This is a genomic window from Agrobacterium radiobacter, from assembly GCF_040801995.1.
Classification (GTDB): domain Bacteria; phylum Pseudomonadota; class Alphaproteobacteria; order Rhizobiales; family Rhizobiaceae; genus Agrobacterium; species Agrobacterium radiobacter.
Map to the genome: position 1 here is coordinate 1,432,846 of NZ_JBEGHX010000001.1, position 18,165 is coordinate 1,451,010.

The 18,165-nt window shown below is 60.7% G+C and carries 17 protein-coding genes; 10 read left to right on the top strand and 7 right to left on the bottom strand.

All coding sequences use genetic code 11. The features are described from left to right. The first annotated feature begins 18 nt into the window (after positions 1-18). The 3 genes from glnA (at position 19) to hspQ (ending at position 2,869) form a co-directional block, all read left to right on the top strand. Positions 19-1,428, top strand: a complete 1,410-nt coding sequence (gene glnA, locus MRBLRC7O_RS07220) for a type I glutamate--ammonia ligase (RefSeq protein ID WP_003508040.1) — start codon at positions 19-21, stop codon at positions 1,426-1,428. A 99-nt stretch (positions 1,429-1,527) separates the two neighbouring features. Then, on the top strand, positions 1,528-2,448 hold the full coding sequence (locus MRBLRC7O_RS07225) for a DMT family transporter (RefSeq protein ID WP_080866223.1): 921 nt from the start codon (positions 1,528-1,530) through the stop codon (positions 2,446-2,448). Positions 2,449-2,539: 91 nt separating this feature from the next. Next, entirely contained in the window at positions 2,540-2,869 is a 330-nt protein-coding gene (gene hspQ / locus MRBLRC7O_RS07230) for a heat shock protein HspQ (protein WP_003508038.1), read from the top strand. A gap of 91 nt (positions 2,870-2,960) precedes the next feature. Here the strand turns inward: hspQ and MRBLRC7O_RS07235 are convergent, their stop codons facing one another. Further along, complete coding sequence (locus tag MRBLRC7O_RS07235; protein ID WP_003508037.1) at positions 2,961-3,617, bottom strand: invasion associated locus B family protein; 657 nt, start codon at positions 3,615-3,617, stop codon at positions 2,961-2,963. Positions 3,618-3,923: 306 nt separating this feature from the next. On the opposite strand from MRBLRC7O_RS07235, the gene MRBLRC7O_RS07240 reads away from it, so the two are divergent. Genes MRBLRC7O_RS07240 through MRBLRC7O_RS07250 form a run of 3 tightly spaced genes read left to right on the top strand, consistent with a single transcriptional unit; the run spans position 3,924 to position 7,463 of the window. Continuing rightward, complete coding sequence (locus MRBLRC7O_RS07240; RefSeq protein ID WP_020809529.1) at positions 3,924-5,771, top strand: extracellular solute-binding protein; 1,848 nt, start codon at positions 3,924-3,926, stop codon at positions 5,769-5,771. Between the two features lie 39 nt (positions 5,772-5,810). Then, entirely contained in the window at positions 5,811-6,479 is a 669-nt protein-coding gene (locus MRBLRC7O_RS07245) for a DsbA family oxidoreductase (protein WP_080866224.1), read from the top strand. Positions 6,480-6,530: 51 nt separating this feature from the next. After that, positions 6,531-7,463 (top strand): DMT family transporter, encoded by a 933-nt coding sequence (locus MRBLRC7O_RS07250; RefSeq protein WP_003508034.1) that lies wholly within the window; start codon positions 6,531-6,533, stop codon positions 7,461-7,463. Between the two features lie 55 nt (positions 7,464-7,518). Here MRBLRC7O_RS07250 and MRBLRC7O_RS07255 read toward each other — a convergent pair whose 3' ends face one another. The 3 genes from MRBLRC7O_RS07255 to MRBLRC7O_RS07265 all read right to left on the bottom strand — a co-directional run bounded on the left by MRBLRC7O_RS07255 (position 7,519) and on the right by MRBLRC7O_RS07265 (position 11,822). Then, the gene (locus tag MRBLRC7O_RS07255) at positions 7,519-7,860 is read right to left on the bottom strand and encodes a hypothetical protein (protein ID WP_003508033.1); all 342 of its coding nucleotides are present in this window, start codon (positions 7,858-7,860) and stop codon (positions 7,519-7,521) included. A 149-nt stretch (positions 7,861-8,009) separates the two neighbouring features. After that, entirely contained in the window at positions 8,010-11,507 is a 3,498-nt protein-coding gene (gene mfd, locus MRBLRC7O_RS07260; RefSeq protein ID WP_080866226.1) for a transcription-repair coupling factor, read from the bottom strand. Between the two features lie 3 nt (positions 11,508-11,510). Further along, positions 11,511-11,822: an FAD assembly factor SdhE gene (locus MRBLRC7O_RS07265; RefSeq protein WP_003508031.1), complete on the bottom strand. Its 312-nt coding sequence runs from the start codon at positions 11,820-11,822 to the stop codon at positions 11,511-11,513. A 188-nt stretch (positions 11,823-12,010) separates the two neighbouring features. On the opposite strand from MRBLRC7O_RS07265, the gene recG reads away from it, so the two are divergent. The 4 genes from recG to MRBLRC7O_RS07285 are packed head-to-tail and all read left to right on the top strand — an operon-like array spanning position 12,011 to position 15,093. Beyond that, positions 12,011-14,116 carry an ATP-dependent DNA helicase RecG gene (gene recG / locus MRBLRC7O_RS07270; protein ID WP_080866227.1) on the top strand — a complete coding sequence of 702 codons (2,106 nt, stop codon included), beginning with the start codon at positions 12,011-12,013 and terminating at the stop codon, positions 14,114-14,116. Between the two features lie 12 nt (positions 14,117-14,128). After that, a complete protein-coding gene (locus MRBLRC7O_RS07275) occupies positions 14,129-14,401 on the top strand; it encodes a hypothetical protein (RefSeq protein WP_003508029.1) in 273 nt (90 codons plus the stop codon). Between the two features lie 54 nt (positions 14,402-14,455). Next, a complete protein-coding gene (locus MRBLRC7O_RS07280) occupies positions 14,456-14,713 on the top strand; it encodes a type II toxin-antitoxin system Phd/YefM family antitoxin (RefSeq protein WP_003508026.1) in 258 nt (85 codons plus the stop codon). After that, positions 14,710-15,093: a type II toxin-antitoxin system VapC family toxin gene (locus MRBLRC7O_RS07285; protein WP_003508024.1), complete on the top strand. Its 384-nt coding sequence runs from the start codon at positions 14,710-14,712 to the stop codon at positions 15,091-15,093. Before MRBLRC7O_RS07280 ends, MRBLRC7O_RS07285 begins: the two co-directional genes overlap by 4 nt. 3 nt (positions 15,094-15,096) lie before the next feature. Here the strand turns inward: MRBLRC7O_RS07285 and MRBLRC7O_RS07290 are convergent, their stop codons facing one another. The 3 genes from MRBLRC7O_RS07290 to glmS are packed head-to-tail and all read right to left on the bottom strand — an operon-like array spanning position 15,097 to position 18,105. Next, entirely contained in the window at positions 15,097-15,765 is a 669-nt protein-coding gene (locus MRBLRC7O_RS07290; protein ID WP_003508022.1) for a DUF502 domain-containing protein, read from the bottom strand. A gap of 13 nt (positions 15,766-15,778) precedes the next feature. Continuing rightward, on the bottom strand, positions 15,779-16,282 hold the full coding sequence (locus MRBLRC7O_RS07295; protein ID WP_080866228.1) for a GNAT family N-acetyltransferase: 504 nt from the start codon (positions 16,280-16,282) through the stop codon (positions 15,779-15,781). Further along, positions 16,279-18,105 (bottom strand): glutamine--fructose-6-phosphate transaminase (isomerizing), encoded by a 1,827-nt coding sequence (gene glmS, locus MRBLRC7O_RS07300; RefSeq protein WP_003508019.1) that lies wholly within the window; start codon positions 18,103-18,105, stop codon positions 16,279-16,281. Before glmS ends, MRBLRC7O_RS07295 begins: the two co-directional genes overlap by 4 nt. Positions 18,106-18,165 lie beyond the last annotated feature (60 nt).

Consider the following 18,165-nt stretch of genomic DNA (forward strand, 5'->3'; position numbering starts at 1 on the left):
CTCAAGGAAAACGTTTAAATGACGACCGCAAACGATATCTTGAAGCAGATCAAGGATAACGACATCAAGTTCGTGGACCTGCGCTTTACCGACCCCAAGGGCAAGCTGCAGCACGTCACCATGGATGTTGTCTGTGTGGACGAAGACATGTTCGCCGACGGCGTCATGTTCGACGGCTCCTCGATCGCCGGCTGGAAGGCCATCAACGAGTCCGACATGGTGCTGATGCCCGATCCGGCAACCGCCCATATCGACCCGTTCTTCGCCCAGTCCACCCTGGTCGTCCTTTGCGACATTCTCGACCCGGTCTCGGGCGAAGCCTATAACCGCGACCCGCGCGGCACCGCCAAGAAGGCCGAAGCCTACCTCAAGGCGTCCGGCATCGGCGACACCGTCTTCGTTGGCCCCGAGCCCGAATTCTTCGTCTTCGACGACGTGAAGTACAAGGCAGACCCCTACAATACCGGCTTCAAGCTTGACTCGTCCGAGCTGCCGTCCAACGACGACACCGACTATGAAACCGGCAACCTCGGCCACCGTCCGCGCGTCAAGGGCGGCTATTTCCCGGTTCCGCCGATCGACAGCCTGCAGGACATGCGCTCCGAAATGCTGACGGTTCTGGCCGAAATGGGCGTCGTCGTTGAAAAGCACCACCACGAAGTGGCTGCCGCGCAGCACGAGCTGGGCGTGAAGTTCGACACGCTGGTTTCCAGCGCCGACAAGATGCAGATTTACAAGTACGTCGTGCATCAGGTCGCCAATGCCTATGGCAAGACGGCAACCTTCATGCCGAAGCCGATCTTCGGCGACAACGGCTCGGGCATGCACGTTCACCAGTCGATCTGGAAGGGCGGCAAGCCGACCTTCGCAGGCGACGAATATGCCGGCCTTTCTGAAAACTGCCTCTATTACATCGGCGGCATCATCAAGCACGCCAAGGCCATCAACGCCTTCACCAACCCCACCACCAACTCTTACAAGCGTCTGGTGCCGGGTTATGAAGCGCCGGTTCTGCTCGCCTATTCGGCCCGCAACCGTTCCGCATCCTGCCGTATTCCCTTCGGCTCCAACCCGAAGGCAAAGCGCGTCGAAGTCCGCTTCCCGGACCCGACCCAGAACCCCTATCTCGGTTTTGCGGCCATGCTGATGGCCGGCCTCGACGGCATCAAGAACAAGATCCACCCCGGCAAGCCGATGGACAAGGACCTTTACGACCTTCCTGCAAAGGAACTGAAGAAGATCCCGACCGTCTGCGGCTCGCTGCGCGAAGCTCTCGAAAGCCTCGACAAGGATCGCAAGTTCCTGACCGCCGGCGGCGTGTTCGACGACGACCAGATCGACTCGTTCATCGAGCTGAAGATGCAGGAAGTCATGCGTTTCGAAATGACCCCGCATCCGGTCGAATTCGACATGTACTACTCGGCCTGATCGGCCTTTCGAGCGCTCCCTCTGGGGCGCTCGATCCATTTCGGCGGTTTTCCCCGGAAAGCCGCCGTTTTCTTTTGAAGCCCAGCCATGTCGCGAAGAATGTCGAACAAGCCAGCCACTCAGCAAACGCGCCTTACGGACTGGCTCATCTTTCTGGCGGTGCCGTTCTTTTTCTCCAGCAACGTCATTTTCGGTCGCGGCGTCGTCGGTGAGGTATCGCCCTTCATCGCCGCCTTCATCCGCTGGATCGGATCGACCCTCATCATCGCGCCCTTCATGATCGCCGACTGGCGCAACTGCCTTGCCTTCCTGAGGCGCAAAACGCTTCTCTGGCTCGTTCTCGGCATTCTCGGCATGGGCATCTGCGGCGGCGTGGTCTATTGGGGCCTCACCATGACCACGGCCGCCAACGGCACGCTGATCTACACGACATCGTCGCTGTTCATCATCCTGTTCCAGCGCATCTTTCAGGGCCGCCCCATCAGAAAGCTTGAGGTGGCGGGCATGATCATCGCCTTTGCCGGCGTGGCGGCCATCGTGCTCAAGGGCGATATCGCAGCTCTCCGGCACATGAGCTTCAACATCGGCGATTTCGCCATACTGACGGCGGCCATCGCCTTTGCCGTCTATTCGCTGCTGCTGCGCGAGCCGGCGGCGCGGCAGATGGCGTCCTTCAGCCTTTTTGGTCTGATCGCGCTTTCCGGCGCGCTGGTGCTTCTGCCGCCGGCGGCGCTGGAACTGGCGCAGGGCGGCATGCTGCCCGCGACGCCAATGGCATGGGCGAAGATCGGCGGCATCATCCTGTTCGCTTCGCTGCTTGCCTTTTACTGCTTCACCCATACGGTGCGCGTCTTCGGCCCCGCCACGGCCGGCATCACGCTTTACATGATGCCGCCCGTCTCGATCCTGATGGCCACGCTGTTCCTCGGGGAGACGTTCGAGACCTACCACGCGATCGGCATCGTGCTGGTCACCGGCGGTGTCATCATCGCCACCGCGCCGCTCGGCCGCCGAGCCTGAGCCCATATAGAGAGAAAGGGCCGGGATACCCCCTAGCCCTTGATATTTTGCGTTCCGCACCCAACTATTAGTGGGAAAGGAAGTTCATGCCATGAAACAAAGAGACGCAAAATTCACGCTTGGCGAGATCGTCCGCCACAAGGTGTTTCCGTTCCGCGGCGTGGTCATCGACGTCGACCCGGAATATGCCAATACCGAGGAATGGTGGAACGCCATTCCCGCGGAAATCAGGCCGGATCGCGACCAGCCCTTCTATCATCTTCTGGCCGAAAACGAGGAGACGGAATATGTCGCCTATGTTTCCGAGCAGAACCTCGTCCACGACGAAAACGAGACGCCGCTCCGAAACCCCAATATCGGCCGCATCTTCGACAAGGCGCCGAACGGCGAATGGCGCCCGAAAATGTCAACGGCGCATTGACGCCCGCCAACCATCTCCCCACCCTCCCAGGGACATAAAAAAACCGGTCTGTCACCAGACCGGTTTTCTGTTTTTAGCGCTTACGCTGCAATCAGGGCTTCGGAGCGCCCTTGGCGGCATCCTGAGCGGCTTCCAGCTTCTTGCGAGCCTCTTCAGCCTTCTTCTGCATGCCTTCCTGCAGGCTGCGCTGGCTTTCGGCCAGCTGCGACTGGGTGATCGCCGGGCCGTCAAAGGCGCCGGTGAAGCCGGAGAGCGCGATCTTGATGGGGTTCGGCGCGCGGCGGAAGTTGATGGAGGTGAAGACCACCTCGCTACCCTTCTTCAGGGAAGCGATCATGGCGTCCGTCAGCGGAACTTCGGCCGTGCACTTGTCGGGAAGGCAAACGGCGTAGTCGAGCTTCTGGCCCTTGCCGCCGTCGATCTGCATCATCACACCCGGAGGAATGAGACGCGCGGTCGGAACGGAAACCTGCAGCAGCTTGCGGTTAACCTTGCCTTCAACGGTGATGAGGCCGACAGCGGTGATCATCTGGCCGTTCTGGGCGAGAACCACGTTCTGCACGACGCAGACATCGTTGTCTTCCTGCTTGGAGCAGGTCTTGAACCAGCCGAGCGGCGGAGCGCCGGCGCCCTGAGCGGCGGGAGCAGCATCCTGTGCCTGCGAGATGGCCGGAGCGGAAACCGCGCCCAGAGAGAGGACCAGAGCGGACAGAGCCGTCCGGGTGAATGTGTTTGCCTTTTGCATCATAAGAGTTCCGTCTCCTGAATGTCTGCCAGAACAGAACCGTTAAGGCCCTGTTCGTCGATGGCGGTATCCTTCTGCCCGTTCAACTGTCGTTTAAATGAGGCAAATGCGTGACCCGTCTCTTCCGGCCACCCTGTTACATGCCGATCGCGGCGATATCCAGCACTTCTTTAACTTTTTCTTGAGCTGACCCAAGATTTCCCGCGCTTGGATGGGTCGCACCATGTCCGTGTGCTACATATCTGCCAGAATCATGATGATAAACGGTCGTGACGCACATCGGACGGACAGTTGAGACAGGACAGTGACATGCGCAACCTTGCGGCCCTCATCCCCGCATTGTTCCTTTTGGGATCATCCCTGCTTCCCGCCGGGAACGCCCTGGCGCAGCCGCTGCATGGCATTTCCATGCACGGCACGCCGGAGCTCCCCGCAGACTTCAGGCACCTTCCTTATGTCAATCCGGATGTGAAGAAAGGCGGCCGCATCTCCTATGGCGTCGTCGGCACCTTCGACAGCCTCAATCCCTTCGTTCTCAAGGGAATGCGCACCACGGCGCGCGGCGTCTGGGACCCGGAATTCGGCAATCTTCTCTACGAACCCCTGATGCTGCGCTCCAGCGATGAGCCTTTCAGCCTTTACGGCCTGCTGGCCGAAACAGTGGAGTGGGATGAGGAGCGAAGCTTCGTCCAGTTCAACATCAACCCGAAGGCAAAATGGTCCGACGGCGAGCCGGTGACCGCAGATGACGTGATCTTCACCTTCAATCTTCTGAAGGAAAAAGGCCGCCCGCCCTTCAACAGCCGTCTGGACGGTGTGGCGAAGCTGGAAAAGATCGGTGATCGCAGCGTGCGTTTCACCTTCAACGACAAGGCCAACCGCGAAACGCCGCTCATTCTCGCCTCCTCCACCCCGATCCTGCCAAAACATGCGATCGATCCGGAAAAATTCGAACAGGCGGGCCTCGGCGCAGTCGTCGGCTCGGGTCCATACCGAATCAAGACCCTGCGGCCGGGCGAACGAATCATCTGGGAGCGCAATCCGGATTATTGGGGCAAGGACATTCCGGGCAAGGTCGGCTTCGACAATTACGACGAGATCAGCGTGACCTATTTCCTGCAGGTCACCACCATGTTCGAGGCCTTCAAGAAGGGCGATATCGACATCTATCCCGAAGGCGACGCCATCAACGGCACCTCCGACACCTCCCATTGGGGACAGGCTTACAATTTCCCCGCCGTCCATCGCGGCGACATCGTCAAGGACGTCTTCCAGCCGCGCCTGCCGACAGGCATGTTCGGTCTCGTCTTCAACACCCGCCGCGCCGTCTTCGCCGACGAGAAGGTGCGCGAAGGCCTTACCTACGCGTTCGATTTCGAGTGGATGAACAGAAACATTCTCGGCGGCTCCTTCAAGCGCACACAGAGTTACTGGCAGAATTCGCCGCTCGGCGCCTATGGCAATGCCGCGGACGAACGCGAGCTGGCGCTGCTCGGCGACGCGGCTAAGACCATGCCTCCGCAGCTACTGGCCGGCACCTATGCCTTGCCGACCACCGACGCCACCGGTGCGGACCGCAAGGTCCTTAAAATGGCCGTCGACAAGCTGAAAGAGGCCGGATACAGCATCAGGAACGGCAGGATGTCCGACGCCAACGGCCGCCAGCTCGCCTTCGAGATCATGACACAGAACCCCGCTCAGGAGCGCATCGCGCTTGCCTATCAGCGTTCTCTCAATCTGATCGGCGTCGCCATGGGCATCCGCTCGGTCGATGACGGGCAATATCAGGCCCGCTCGAACAGCTTCGATTACGACATGATCATCCGCTCCCTGCCGTCGTCGCTTTCGCCGGGCATGGAGCAGCTCAACCGCTGGAATTCGCTCTCACGCGATGCGCAGGGCAGCTTCAACTATGCGGGTGCCGCCAATCCCGATATTGACCGGATGATCGAAGCGCTGCTGCAGGCGCGCTCGACGGAAGATTTCCAGGCCGCCGTACGCGCCTATGACCGCCTTCTGGTGGCCGGCCACTACATCATTCCGCTCTATTATATCGGTGCGCAATGGGTTGCGCGCTGGAAATATATCGACCGCCCGGATATGACCCCGATATCAGGCAATCAGAAACAGACCTGGTGGGATGCGCGGGCGCAGTAACCCGCCCCTGCCCGGTCCAGGACAAGGGAAGATAAAGCCATGGAACGCATCGTTATCGACGTCGTATCGGATATGGTCTGCCCCTGGTGTTATCTCGGCAAGGCAAGGCTCGATCTTGCCATAGCCGAGGTGCAGGATGAAATCAGCGTCGACGTGAACTGGCGTCCCTATCGCCTCAACCCCGACTATCCGCCTGAAGGCGTCGACCAGAAAGCAGCTCTCGAGGAAAAACTCGGCAAGGAGCGTCTGGAACAGGCCCATGCCACGCTGGTGCAGCTCGGCAAGGACGTCGGCATCCATTACGATTTTGATGCGATCAAGATCGGCCCGAACACACTCGACGCGCACCGCCTGTCGCTCTGGGCGCATTCCGAAGGCCGAGATATCCAGGAGAAGGTGGTGACCGGGCTGTTCAAGGCCAATTTCGAAGAAGGCCGCAATATCGGCGACCACGCCGTGTTGATCGATGTAGCCGAAAAGGCGGGCATGGACGCGCAGGTGGTGGCACGGCTTCTCGCCTCGGACGCGGACAAGGACACGGTCATCGCTGAAATTGATGCGGCGCAGCAGATGGGCGTGGCCGGCGTACCCTTCTTCATCATCGACCAGAAATACGCCATAAGCGGTGCACAAACGCCAGATGTCCTGATTGCTGCATTGCGGGATATTGCAAAAATCAAGGCGGACGAGCATAGATCGATGAACTGACGGCCAAACCACCGGCGGTTTTCTGCAACTCGATTTCCCCCCGGTGTTTCCGTGTCCGACCAGACCCTGAAAGGCATTCTGCTCGCCTTTGCCGCCTTCGCTGCCTACGCTTGGAGCGATGCCAGCGTTAAACTCATAGAAGGCCAGATTTCGCCGATCGAATCGGCCTTCTTCGGCGCCCTGTTCGGGCTCGTCGCCCTGCCCTTCATCCGCAAGCGCAATGATCGCTGGGTGGATGTGGTAAAGACGACGAACCGTCCTTTGTGGATCATCCGCTTTTTTGCCGCCGGCACCGGTGCTGTCGGCAGCGTGACCGCCTTTACCCATCTTTCCATGGCCGAAGCCTTCGCGCTGATCTTCCTTCTGCCCTCCTTCGTCACCATGATGTCGGTGGTGTTTCTGAAGGAACAGGTGGGCATCCGTCGCTGGTCCGCAGTCATCATCGGTTTCCTCGGCGTACTGGTCATCCTACGGCCGGGCTTCCGTGAACTGGGCATCGGCCATCTCGGCGCCATCATCGGCGGCTTCAGCGGCGCGCTCAGCATCGTCATCTTCCGGGCCATGGGCCCGTCGGAAAAAAATGTCTCGCTTTATGGCGCTGGCGTGCTGGGCTGTCTCACCATCAGCGGCATCGCCATGGTCCCCACCTTCATCATGCCGGGCGGTGAGCAATGGCTGCTGCTGGCGGGATATGGCCTGCTCGGCGCGCTTGGCAACGTGCTGGTCATGTATGCCGCCCAATATGCGCCCGCCGCCATGATTGGCCCGACGCAATATAGCCAGATGCTCTGGGCCATCCTTTTCGGTTATCTGATTTTCGGCGACCGTATCGATGGCTGGATGCTCTTCGGCATCGCCCTCATCGTCGGCTCCGGCCTATTGACGCTGATCCGCGAGAAGCAGAGAAAAGTGCCGCTGCCCGCCTCGATCGCCGCAACCGATCAGAACGTGGCCGTCGGCATCACACCGGAAGACGCGACTTAGGTCACAAGAATACGGAACTACCGGCGACTGTTCCTGCCGCCGGCGCTCTCAGCTGTCAGTCGCAAACCCTGACCCGATACATGTCGCCCCAGGCATTCTGTCGCCAGGCAAGGTGGCAGCGCGGATAGACGGGTTCGTACGCGACCGGCGGGCCATAAACAGGCGCAGCGTAGACGGGAGGACCGTAAGCCGGACCATAGGCCGGAGCGTAGGCGTAACCCGGGTGTCTTGCACCCGCAATCAGCGCTCCGCCAATGATCGTGCCGGCAATGCCGGCCGCAAGGCCGCGGCCGAAATTATTGCGCGCTTCCGCCTGGCTGGTGGTGGCAATTGTGGTGCCCGCAATTGTCAAAGCAACCAGACCAGCGGTGGCAAACCTGTTGATGTTGGTCCACATCGTCCTGCTCCTTCATGACCCGGCGGCATCTACAGATCCGCCGCACCGGGTATGAAATGGAGATTACGCCCGCGAAAACTACCGGCACATGTCCGTTTAGTTACATCGCTGTAATATGGACGACAGCCCGCACTCTGCCGGTGCCATGGTCAGGAGCGCGCCAGTTCCGCAAGCTGCGTCATGACCATCGCCGCACCCGTCAACCGCTTTTCAGGCGTGGGCAGATCGCGGGTGAGGAACAGGCTGTGATCCGGCCGGATCTTCGCCATCGTGCCCTGTTTGCCGATATAGCCAACAAGCGCTGCCGGATTGGGGAATTCCTTGTTGCGGAACTGCACCACGACGCCCTTCGGCCCGGCGTCCAACTTTTCGACATTGGCGATACGGCAGAGCGACTTGATGTAGACGATCTTGAGCAGGTGCTGAACCTCTTTCGGCAAGGGGCCGAAACGATCGATCATTTCCGCGCCAAAACCGTCGATCTCGCTGATATCCGCAAGCTCGCCGAGACGGCGGTAAAGGCCCATGCGCAGATGCAGATCGGGAACATAATCCTCCGGGATCATAACGGAGGTGCCGACCGAGATTTGCGGCGACCAGCCGCTATCCTGCACCTGTTCGTCGCCCTTCACTTCGGCAACCGCCTCTTCCAGCATCTGCTGGTAAAGCTCGAAACCGACTTCCTTGATATGGCCGGACTGTTCTTCGCCGAGCAGATTGCCTGCGCCGCGAATATCGAGGTCGTGGCTCGCCAGCTGGAAACCGGCGCCGAGCGTGTCGAGCGATTGCAGCACCTTCAGCCGCCGCTCCGCCATCGTTGTCAGCACCTTGTTGACCGGCAGGGTGAAGAGCGCGAAGGCGCGCACCTTGGAGCGCCCGACCCGGCCGCGCAGCTGGTAAAGCTGGGCAAGACCGAACATGTCGGCGCGGTGCACGATCAGCGTATTGGCGGTCGGCACGTCGAGGCCGGATTCGACGATGGTGGTCGAAAGCAGCACATCATATTTGCCGTCGTAAAAGGCGTTCATGATGTCTTCGAGTTCGCCTGCCGGCATCTGCCCATGCGCCACCGCCACCTTCAACTCCGGTACATCCGATTGCAGGAAGGCATGGATATCGGCGAGGTCGGCAAGCCGCGGGCAAACATAGAAACTCTGGCCGCCACGATAATGCTCACGCATCAGCGTTTCGCGGATGACAAGCGGATCAAAGGGCGAAATGAAGGTGCGCACCGCCATGCGGTCCACCGGCGGCGTGGTGATGAGCGACAGTTCGCGCACGCCCGTCATGGCCAGCTGCAGGGTGCGCGGAATGGGCGTCGCAGAGAGCGTCAGCACATGCACATCGCTCTTCAGTTCCTTCAGCCGCTCCTTGTGCTTCACCCCGAAATGCTGCTCTTCGTCGATGATGAGCAGGCCGAGATTGGCGAAGTTGATACCTGCGCCCAGCAGCGCATGGGTGCCGACGACGATATCGGTCTTGCCATCAGCCACTTCCTTTTTCGTCAGCGTCAATTCCTTGGAGCCGACAAGGCGCGACGCCTGCTGCACCCGGATCGGCAGGCCGCGGAAACGTTCGGAGAAAGTGCGGAAATGCTGGCGAGAGAGCAAAGTGGTCGGCACCACCACCGCCACCTGAACGCCGTTCATGGCGGCGAGGAAGGCGGCGCGCAGCGCCACTTCGGTCTTGCCGAAACCGACATCGCCGCAGATAAGGCGATCCATCGGCCGGCCTGCACCCAGATCCTCGCGGACCGCCTCGATGGCGTTCAGCTGGTCCTCAGTCTCGTCATAGGGGAAACGGGCGGCAAACTCGTCGTAAAGCCCATCGGGTGCCGCCAGAACCGGCGCGTGCCGCACCAGACGCGCGGCCGCGATGCGGATAAGCTCGTCGGCCATGTCGAGCAGGCGCTTCTTGAGCTTGGCCTTGCGCATCTGCCATGCGCCGCCACCCAGCTTGTCAAGCGTGGCTTCCGCCGCATCGGAGCCGTAACGGGAAAGAAGATCGATGTTTTCAACCGGCAGGAACAGCTTTGCATCGTCGGCATAATGCAGTTCCAGGCAGGCGCGCGGCGCGCCCGCTGCCTCGATTGTCCGCAGGCCGACAAAGCGACCGATACCATGTTCGGCATGGACGACCAGCGAGCCTTCGTCCAGCCCCGCCACTTCCGAGATGAAATCCGCACCGCGCTTGCGGCGTTTCGAGCGCCGCACCATGCGGTCGCCGAGAATATCCTGCTCGCCGATGACCGCGAGCGTCCCGGTTTCGAAACCCGCCTCAAGGCTCAGCACCGCCGAGGCCGCCTCGCCCTTGCCGAGCTTCTCCACCTCTTTCAACGAGGCGACCGGCTTGATCTTCTCAAGCCCGTGCTCGTTCAGCACCTGCAGCAGCCGGTCGAGCGAACCTTCCGACCAGCCTGTTATCAGCACCTTCCAGCCCTTGGCGCGGCGCTCGGCAATATGCTTCACCGCCAGATCGAAAACATTGACCCGTTCTTCGCTCTCGCCTTCGGTTGGCGGACGCGCCCAGCGCGGCCCGACATGGGCGTCGAGCGTGGCAACCGGGCGGCCTTCGCTATCCTGCTCGTTGAAGGGTGTCAGACGCACCGCATTGACGGCGGCCAGTGCGGCATCGAAACTCTTGCCGTCGAGATAGAGCTGGCCGGGCGAAACCGGCTTGTAGGGCGCGCCCTGCGTCGATCCCTTGGTTTCACCGGAGCTGCGGCGCGCATCGTAATAATCGAGCACCAGCTTGGAGCGCTCTTTTGCCGCCTCCCGCGCCGTGTGATCGGTGACGATGCGGAAACCCTCGAGATAATCGAAGGCGGTTTCCAGCTTCTCGTAAAACAACGGCAGCCAGTGCTCCATGCCGGCATAACGGCGGCCTTCGGAGACGGCCTGATAAAGCGCGTCGTCGCGCGTCGCGGCACCGAACAGCGACAGGTAATTCTTGCGGAAACGGCTGATCGTATCGGGCGTCAGCGTCACTTCGCTCATCGGATTCAGATCGAGCGAGCGCGCCTGGCCGATGGTGCGCTGGCTGGCCGGATCGAAGGTGCGGATGCTTTCCAGCGTGTCGCCGAAGAAATCGAGCCGCACCGGCTCTTCCGTGCCCGGCACGAAGACATCGAGAATGCCGCCGCGCACGGCGAATTCACCGACTTCGCGCACCGTCGCCACCCGGTCGAAACCGTTGCGCTCCAGCCGTGCGGCGATGTCGTCCATGCGGATCTGATTGCCGGGCTTGGCCGAAAAGCCGAGGCTCTCGATAATGTCGCGCGGCGCCATCTTCTGCAGCATCGCGTTGACGGTGACCAGCACGATGGCCGGATGCGGTTTCCTGGCGTGGCTGATGAGACCGGAAAGCGCCGCCAGCCGGCGCGCCGAGGTGTCGGCGCTCGGTGACACGCGGTCATAGGGAAGGCAGTCCCAGGCCGGCAGCGTCATGACCGGAATGTCAGGCGCGACGAAACCGAGGATCTGTTCGAGATCTGCGACCCGCTGGCCATCCGACATGACATAGGCGACCGATGTCCCCGCCCGCGCCATATCGGCCAGAAGCAGGGCTTCCATGCCGGAGGGCACATTTCCGATGGTCAGCGGCGTATCGGCCGACGCCACCAGCTTTGCATCGAATCCGGCTATCATGTTTCAGGCTTTCAGGGTTTCGGCGGTGACGAGATCAAAATCGGGACGGTAGGAGGCGATCTTTTCAAACAGCGGGGTCTGGAATTTTTCCGGTATGGCAAGGGCACCCGTCACCATCTTGACGAGGTCGTTATCCTCTTCCGCCATGATGATCTCAAGCTCATCGAGCTGATCATCGGAAAGCCCGGCAATATTGTCTTCCGCAAATTGCCCGAGCACCAGATCCATCTCGCGAATGCCCCGGTGCCAGCAGCGGTAAAGAATCCGCCGGCGTCTCGGATCGAGGTCGGCACTCGTGCGCACCAGTCCAGTCATCGCATTCACCTTTCGGTTGGCTATTCAACAGGATGTTGACTGCGACCTCCTATAGAACAGGAGGCGAACGCTTGGGAACCGGTTTTTATCGAAATAATGCCACGGCCGCTAAAAACTGCCGGTGATAACCCGCCTTTGTGACCAGCGAAGTCTTGCATAAGCCGTGCCCTTCCCCGATTTTGCTGACCATGCGCCCGGCCATTCTCGATCCGCTGTTTGCTTCCGTCTCCACCCTTGCAGGTGTGGGGCCGAAGCTTGCCGATCTTCTGGCCAAGCTCTTGAGCCGGGAAAACGCCGACGACACCCGCGTGATCGATCTCCTGTTCCACGCGCCATCGAACGTTATCGACCGCCGAAACCGCCCCGGCATCGCGCTGGCCGCGCCCGGCGCCATTGTCACCATTCAGGGACGCGTGGACCGCCACCAGCCGCCACCGCCGGGAAACCGCTCCGCGCCCTATCGCATCTTCCTGCATGACGAGACCGGCGAACTGGCCCTGACCTTCTTCCGCGCCAAGGGCGACTGGCTGTCCAAGGCACTGCCCGTCGATGAGGAGGTTCTCGTCAGCGGCAAGGTGGACTGGTTCAATGGCCGCGCCTCCATGGTGCATCCGGATTTCATGGTGAAACTTTCCGAGGCCGAAAACCTGCCACTTGTGGAAGCCGTTTATCCCATGACCGCCGGACTGTCCCCCAAGGTGCTGCGGCGGGCGATCGAAGGCGGGCTATCGAAGCTGCCGGTCTTTCCGGAGTGGATCGATGAAACGCTGAAGACCCGGCAAGGCTTCGGCGATGTCGCTTCGAGCTTCCGTGGGTTGCACGACCCGCGTGACAGCGCCGATATCGAGCCGCAGGCTCCAGCGCGCAGGCGGCTTGCCTATGACGAATTCCTCGCCGGGCAGCTGTCACTCGCATTGGTGCGTCAGCGGCTGCGCAAAGTGGCGGGCCAGCCGATCCGCGCCAAGGGTGATGTCGCCGCAAAAATCCTGTCGCAACTGCCCTTCTCGCTGACACCGAGCCAGAGCGCTGCGGTGAAGGATATTCTGACTGACATGGCCGGCGAAGACCGCATGCTTCGCCTGCTGCAGGGCGATGTCGGCGCAGGCAAGACGCTGGTGGCGCTGATGGCGATGGCAACGGCCGTGGAGGCCGGCGGACAGGCGGTGCTGATGGCCCCGACCGAAATCCTCGCCCGGCAGCACTACGCCACCATTTCCAAGCTCGCTCAGGCCGCGGGCATTACCGTCGAAGTGCTGACCGGCCGCACCAAGGGCAAGGAGCGGCGCGAGATCGAGGAGCGCGTCGCATCAGGTGAGGCACAGATCGTCATCGGCACCCATGCGTTGTTTCAGGACAGCGTGAGTTACAAGAACCTCGTGCTGGCCGTGGTGGACGAACAGCACCGTTTCGGCGTTCATCAACGCCTGCGCCTCACCGCCAAGGGCATCACCCCGCATATGCTGGTCATGACTGCCACGCCCATTCCGCGCACACTGGTTCTGGCCGCCTTCGGCGACATGGATGTTTCGAAGCTCACCGAAAAGCCGGCCGGCCGCAAACCTATCCAAACGGTGACGATCCCCACCGAACGGATCGGCGACATTGTCGAGCGGCTGCGTTCCGCGCTGAAGGATGGCAAGAAGGCCTACTGGATCTGCCCGCTGGTGGAAGAAACGGAAGAATCCGACCTTATGTCGGCGGAGGAGCGGCACGCAGTTCTCTCGCAGATGCTGGGCGCCAATATCGGCCTCATCCATGGCCGCATGAGCGGCCCGGAGAAGGACGCCGCCATGCTCGCCTTCAAGAGCGGCGAAACCCGGCTTCTGGTAGCGACGACCGTGGTGGAAGTTGGCGTCGACGTGCCTGACGCGACGATCATGGTCATCGAACATGCCGAACGTTTCGGCCTTGCCCAGCTTCACCAGCTGCGCGGACGCGTGGGGCGCGGTGACGAGGCCTCCACCTGCATCCTGCTCTACAAAGGCCCGCTCAGCGAAAACGGCCGCGCCCGGCTTTCCATCCTGCGTGACAGCGAGGATGGCTTCCTGATCGCGGAAGAGGATTTGAAGCTGCGCGGCGAAGGCGAGTTGCTCGGCACCCGCCAGTCCGGCACGCCGGGATTCCGCATCGCCAGCCTGGAAGCCCACGCCGACCTTCTGGAAATCGCCCGCAAGGACGCGGCCTACGTCATCGAGCGCGACCCCGAACTGACGGGCCCGCGCGGCAATGCGCTGCGCACCCTGCTCTACCTGCACCGCCGCGACGAAGCGATCCGCTTCCTGCACGCCGGCTGAAAGTGACCTGTCATGAACATGATCGACCCCCGCCGCCCACCACCCGCCTTCCGCAAGGGTTATGCGCTGTGCTCGCCGCAGAATATCCTGCAACCCGAGACATTTGCGAAGAGTGAGAAAAAGGCGATCGGCAAGGCGTTCAAGAAGCCAGGCCGCAAGAAGGCCTGGAGTGAGGCGCTGGAGGCAGGCTGGAGCGTGCGCCTGGTCTATATGCGACTTTTCGTTCCCGTTTTCCACGCGACCAATGCGGGGACGGAAGTGGATGATCTGGATGACGAGGATTGATATGGTCCATTGAATGGACTAGTCTGCGGAGTGCCTTAATTCCTGGAGCAAGCCATGCAGATCTCTGTCACTGACGCAAAGGGCCAACTGACCGAATTGGTGCGCCGCGCCGAGGCGGGAGATGAAATCATTCTCACCCGGCATGGTCATGCAGCAGTGCTGCTTGTTCCGGTCGCTGCCGTAGCGGACAAGAAATCCCGCAGTGCCACGCTGGAAAAGGTGCGCAAGGCAGTCGCAAACAAAACCAATGATGGCCCCGATGCCGCGCATAGTCAGGATTTCCTCTATGACGAAAACGGCCTGCCTGAATGATCGTCATCGATACTTCAGCACTGATGGCGATCCTGCTAAACGAACCCAAAGCGGATGCTTGCGCGGCGGCGCTCGAAACGGACGAACCTCTCCTCATTTCCGCAGGCACCCTTGCAGAAGCGATGATCGTGGCGCAGCGCCGTGGACGCGGTCAGGAACTGGACATGCTGATCGAAGGACTCGTAGTTGAAATCAGGAATGTCACCCCGAAATCAGCACAAGGCATTTCCGAAGCCTATCGTATCTGGGGCAAAGGCATTCATCCCGCAGGGCTGAATTTCGGTGACTGTTTTGCCTACGAGTTGGCGAAAACCGAGGGCTGCCCTTTGCTTTATGTCGGCAACGACTTTTCGCAGACGGACATCCTCGGCGCTCTCTAACCGTCAAACCGGCGCGATCATCTTGGGCGGCGTGAAATCAGGCGCCACCAGACCGCCGGAAATCAGCAGTTTCGCCGCATCCTCCGGTGTCATGTCCAGCATCACGATCTTGTTTTTGGGCACGAAGAGCAGAAAACCTGCCGTCGGCACCGGTGTGGGCGGCAGGAAGACGGCGACCATCTGCTGGCCCATTTCGTTGAAACGGTGAGCAAGTTCGCCCTTGGCCTCGGAGGCGACGAAAACCATGGCCCAGGTCCCTGACGATGGAAACTCGATCAGGCCGACCTTTTTGAAGGAGTTCGAATGCTCTTTCAGGACGGATTCGAACAGCTGCTTGATGCTTTTGTAGATCGGCCGCACCAGCGGCATGCGATTAAGGATGGATTCGCCGACGCCGAAAATCCATTTGCCGATGAGGTTATTACCGAGAAAGCCGATGAGCGTGATGCCAATGACGGCGATCAGCAGGCCGAAACCGGGGATTGCCACATCGAAATATTGCTCGGGATCGTAACGGGCCGGAATATAGGGCTTCACCCAGCTATCCGCCCATTGCAGGAAACTCCACACCAGCCACATGGTGATGGTGACGGGCGCGAGGATCAGAACGCCCGTGAGGAAACTATTGCGCAGGCGGGCTGCGAATGAAATTTTGACTGGAATATCGGTCATTTACCGTTCGGAATTAAGCGTTGTCGCCATCGAAACCCGGATGAAAACCGACAATGCCGGATGGAGTTCCACCATGCAAGCGAAGAACTGTGAAATATTCGTTAGGAATCCCTTCCGCACTCACCCCTTCGACATGGCGAAAACCGAAGCGACCGTAATAGGCGGGATCACCGACAACGACGCAGCCGGCAGCGCTCAGCCGCTCCAGTGCGGCAAGCCCTTCACGCGCCAGCCGCGAACCGACACCTTCTCCCTGCCTTTCCGGTGTCACGGAGAGCGGCGCGAGGCAGAACCAGCCGGTCTCGCCGCCCGACAGCGTCACCGGCGAGAAGCCGACATGGCCGATGACGCCTTCGCTGTCTTCCGCCACCAGTGAAACCGTCAGTGCGCCGGCATTCCGCAGCCGCGCGACGATCAGCTGTTCTGTCCCGCTGCTGTGCTCGGCGTCACGGAAAGCATCTTCCGTAACGCGAGCGATCGCTTCCTCGTCGCCCTGCTGTTCCGGTCGGACAATCATTCCACCGTTACCGATTTCGCCAGATTGCGCGGCTGGTCCACATCCGTGCCCATGAAGACGGCGGTGTGATAGGCCAGCAGCTGGATCGGCAGCGAGAAAACCATCGGAGCAATAAGCTCGTCGACATTGGGCAACGTGATCGTCGCCATGGTGTCGAGCTTGGAGGCGGCGGCCCCCTTCTCGTCGGTGATGAAGATGATGCGGCCGCCGCGTGCAGCGACTTCCTGCATGTTCGAAACGGTCTTTTCGAAGAAGCGGTCATGCGGCGCGATGACGATGACGGGCATATTTTCGTCGATCAGCGCGATCGGCCCATGCTTCAGCTCGCCGGCGGCATAACCTTCGGCGTGGATATAGGAGATTTCCTTGAGCTTCAGCGCCCCTTCTAGCGCCAGCGGGAAGCTGGTGCCGCGGCCGAGATAAAGCACGTCCTTGAAACGCGACAGATCGCGTGACAGCGCTTCGATCTGCGGCTGGATGCTGTTGAGAACCTTGCTCATGATGCGCGGCATCTCGGTAAGATGGCGAACCAGCTCGGTTTCCTGCTGAGGCGTGATGGTGCCTCGCGCTTTTCCGGCGGCAACGGCAAGCGAAGCGAGCACGGCAAGCTGGCAGGTGAAGGCCTTGGTGGAGGCCACGCCGATTTCAGGACCGGCGAGGATCGGGAAGATCGCATCGGATTCACGCGCCATGGTCGATTCACGCGTATTGACCACCGCGCCGATCTTCAGGCCCTCCTGCTGGCAATAACGCAAGGCCGCCAGCGTATCGGCAGTTTCCCCCGATTGCGAAATGAACAGCGCGGCCTGCGTGGGAACAAGCGGGATTTCGCGATAGCGGAATTCCGAGGCGACATCGATTTCCACCGGCAGACGCGCGTAACGTTCGAACCAGTATTTGCCGATCAGGCCGGACAGATAGGCTGTGCCGCAGGCGGAAATCGCAAGGCCGGAAAGCTTGGCGAAGTCGATTGCCGTGTCGGCCTGCTTCACGGTCTTGGAGGCGAAATCCACGTAATGGCTGAGCGCGTGGGAAATGACTTCCGGCTGCTCGTAGATTTCCTTTTCCATGAAGTGGCGATGGTTGCCCTTGTCGACCACGAAGGCCGTCGCCTGTGAAATCTGACGCTCGCGCTTCACCGGCTTGCCCGAGAAATCGATGATCTCAGCACCCTGGCGGGTCAAGATGGCACAATCGCCATCCACCAGATAGGTGATTTCGTTGGTGAAGGGCGACAGCGCGATGGCGTCGGAGCCGAGGAACATTTCGCCCCTACCGTAACCGACGGCAAGCGGCGGGCCGGAGCGCGCCGAAAGCAGCGTGTCGGGATCATCCTTGAACATCACCACCAGCGCATAGGCGCCTGTCACGCGGTTCAGCATCTTCAGCATCGCCTCGCGATGGCCAAGTCCTTCGCGAGTGTATTTCGCCAGAAGCTGCGCCACCACTTCGGTGTCGGTCTGGGTGGTGAAGGTTGCACCCTCGGCGCTCAGTTCGTCGCGCAATTCGGAGAAGTTTTCAATGATGCCGTTATGGACGACGGCAACGCCATCGACGAAATGCGGGTGGGCGTTGGTTTCGTTCGGAACGCCGTGGGTCGCCCAGCGGGTGTGTGCGATGCCAACGACACCAGGCAGCGGCTCTTCAGAGAGCCTTTTCTCCAGATTGAACAGCTTGCCTTCCGCACGGCGGCGGTCCATCGCGCCATTGTCGATGGTGGCGACACCCGCCGAATCGTAACCGCGATATTCGAGACGCTTCAGCGCATCGACAAGCCGTTCAGCAACGGGCTGGGTTCCGACAATTCCGACAATTCCGCACATATATTTCTCCAGACGGCGATCTCTTCGCCGAAACTACTAATCGTTTCCCTGAAATCGGCA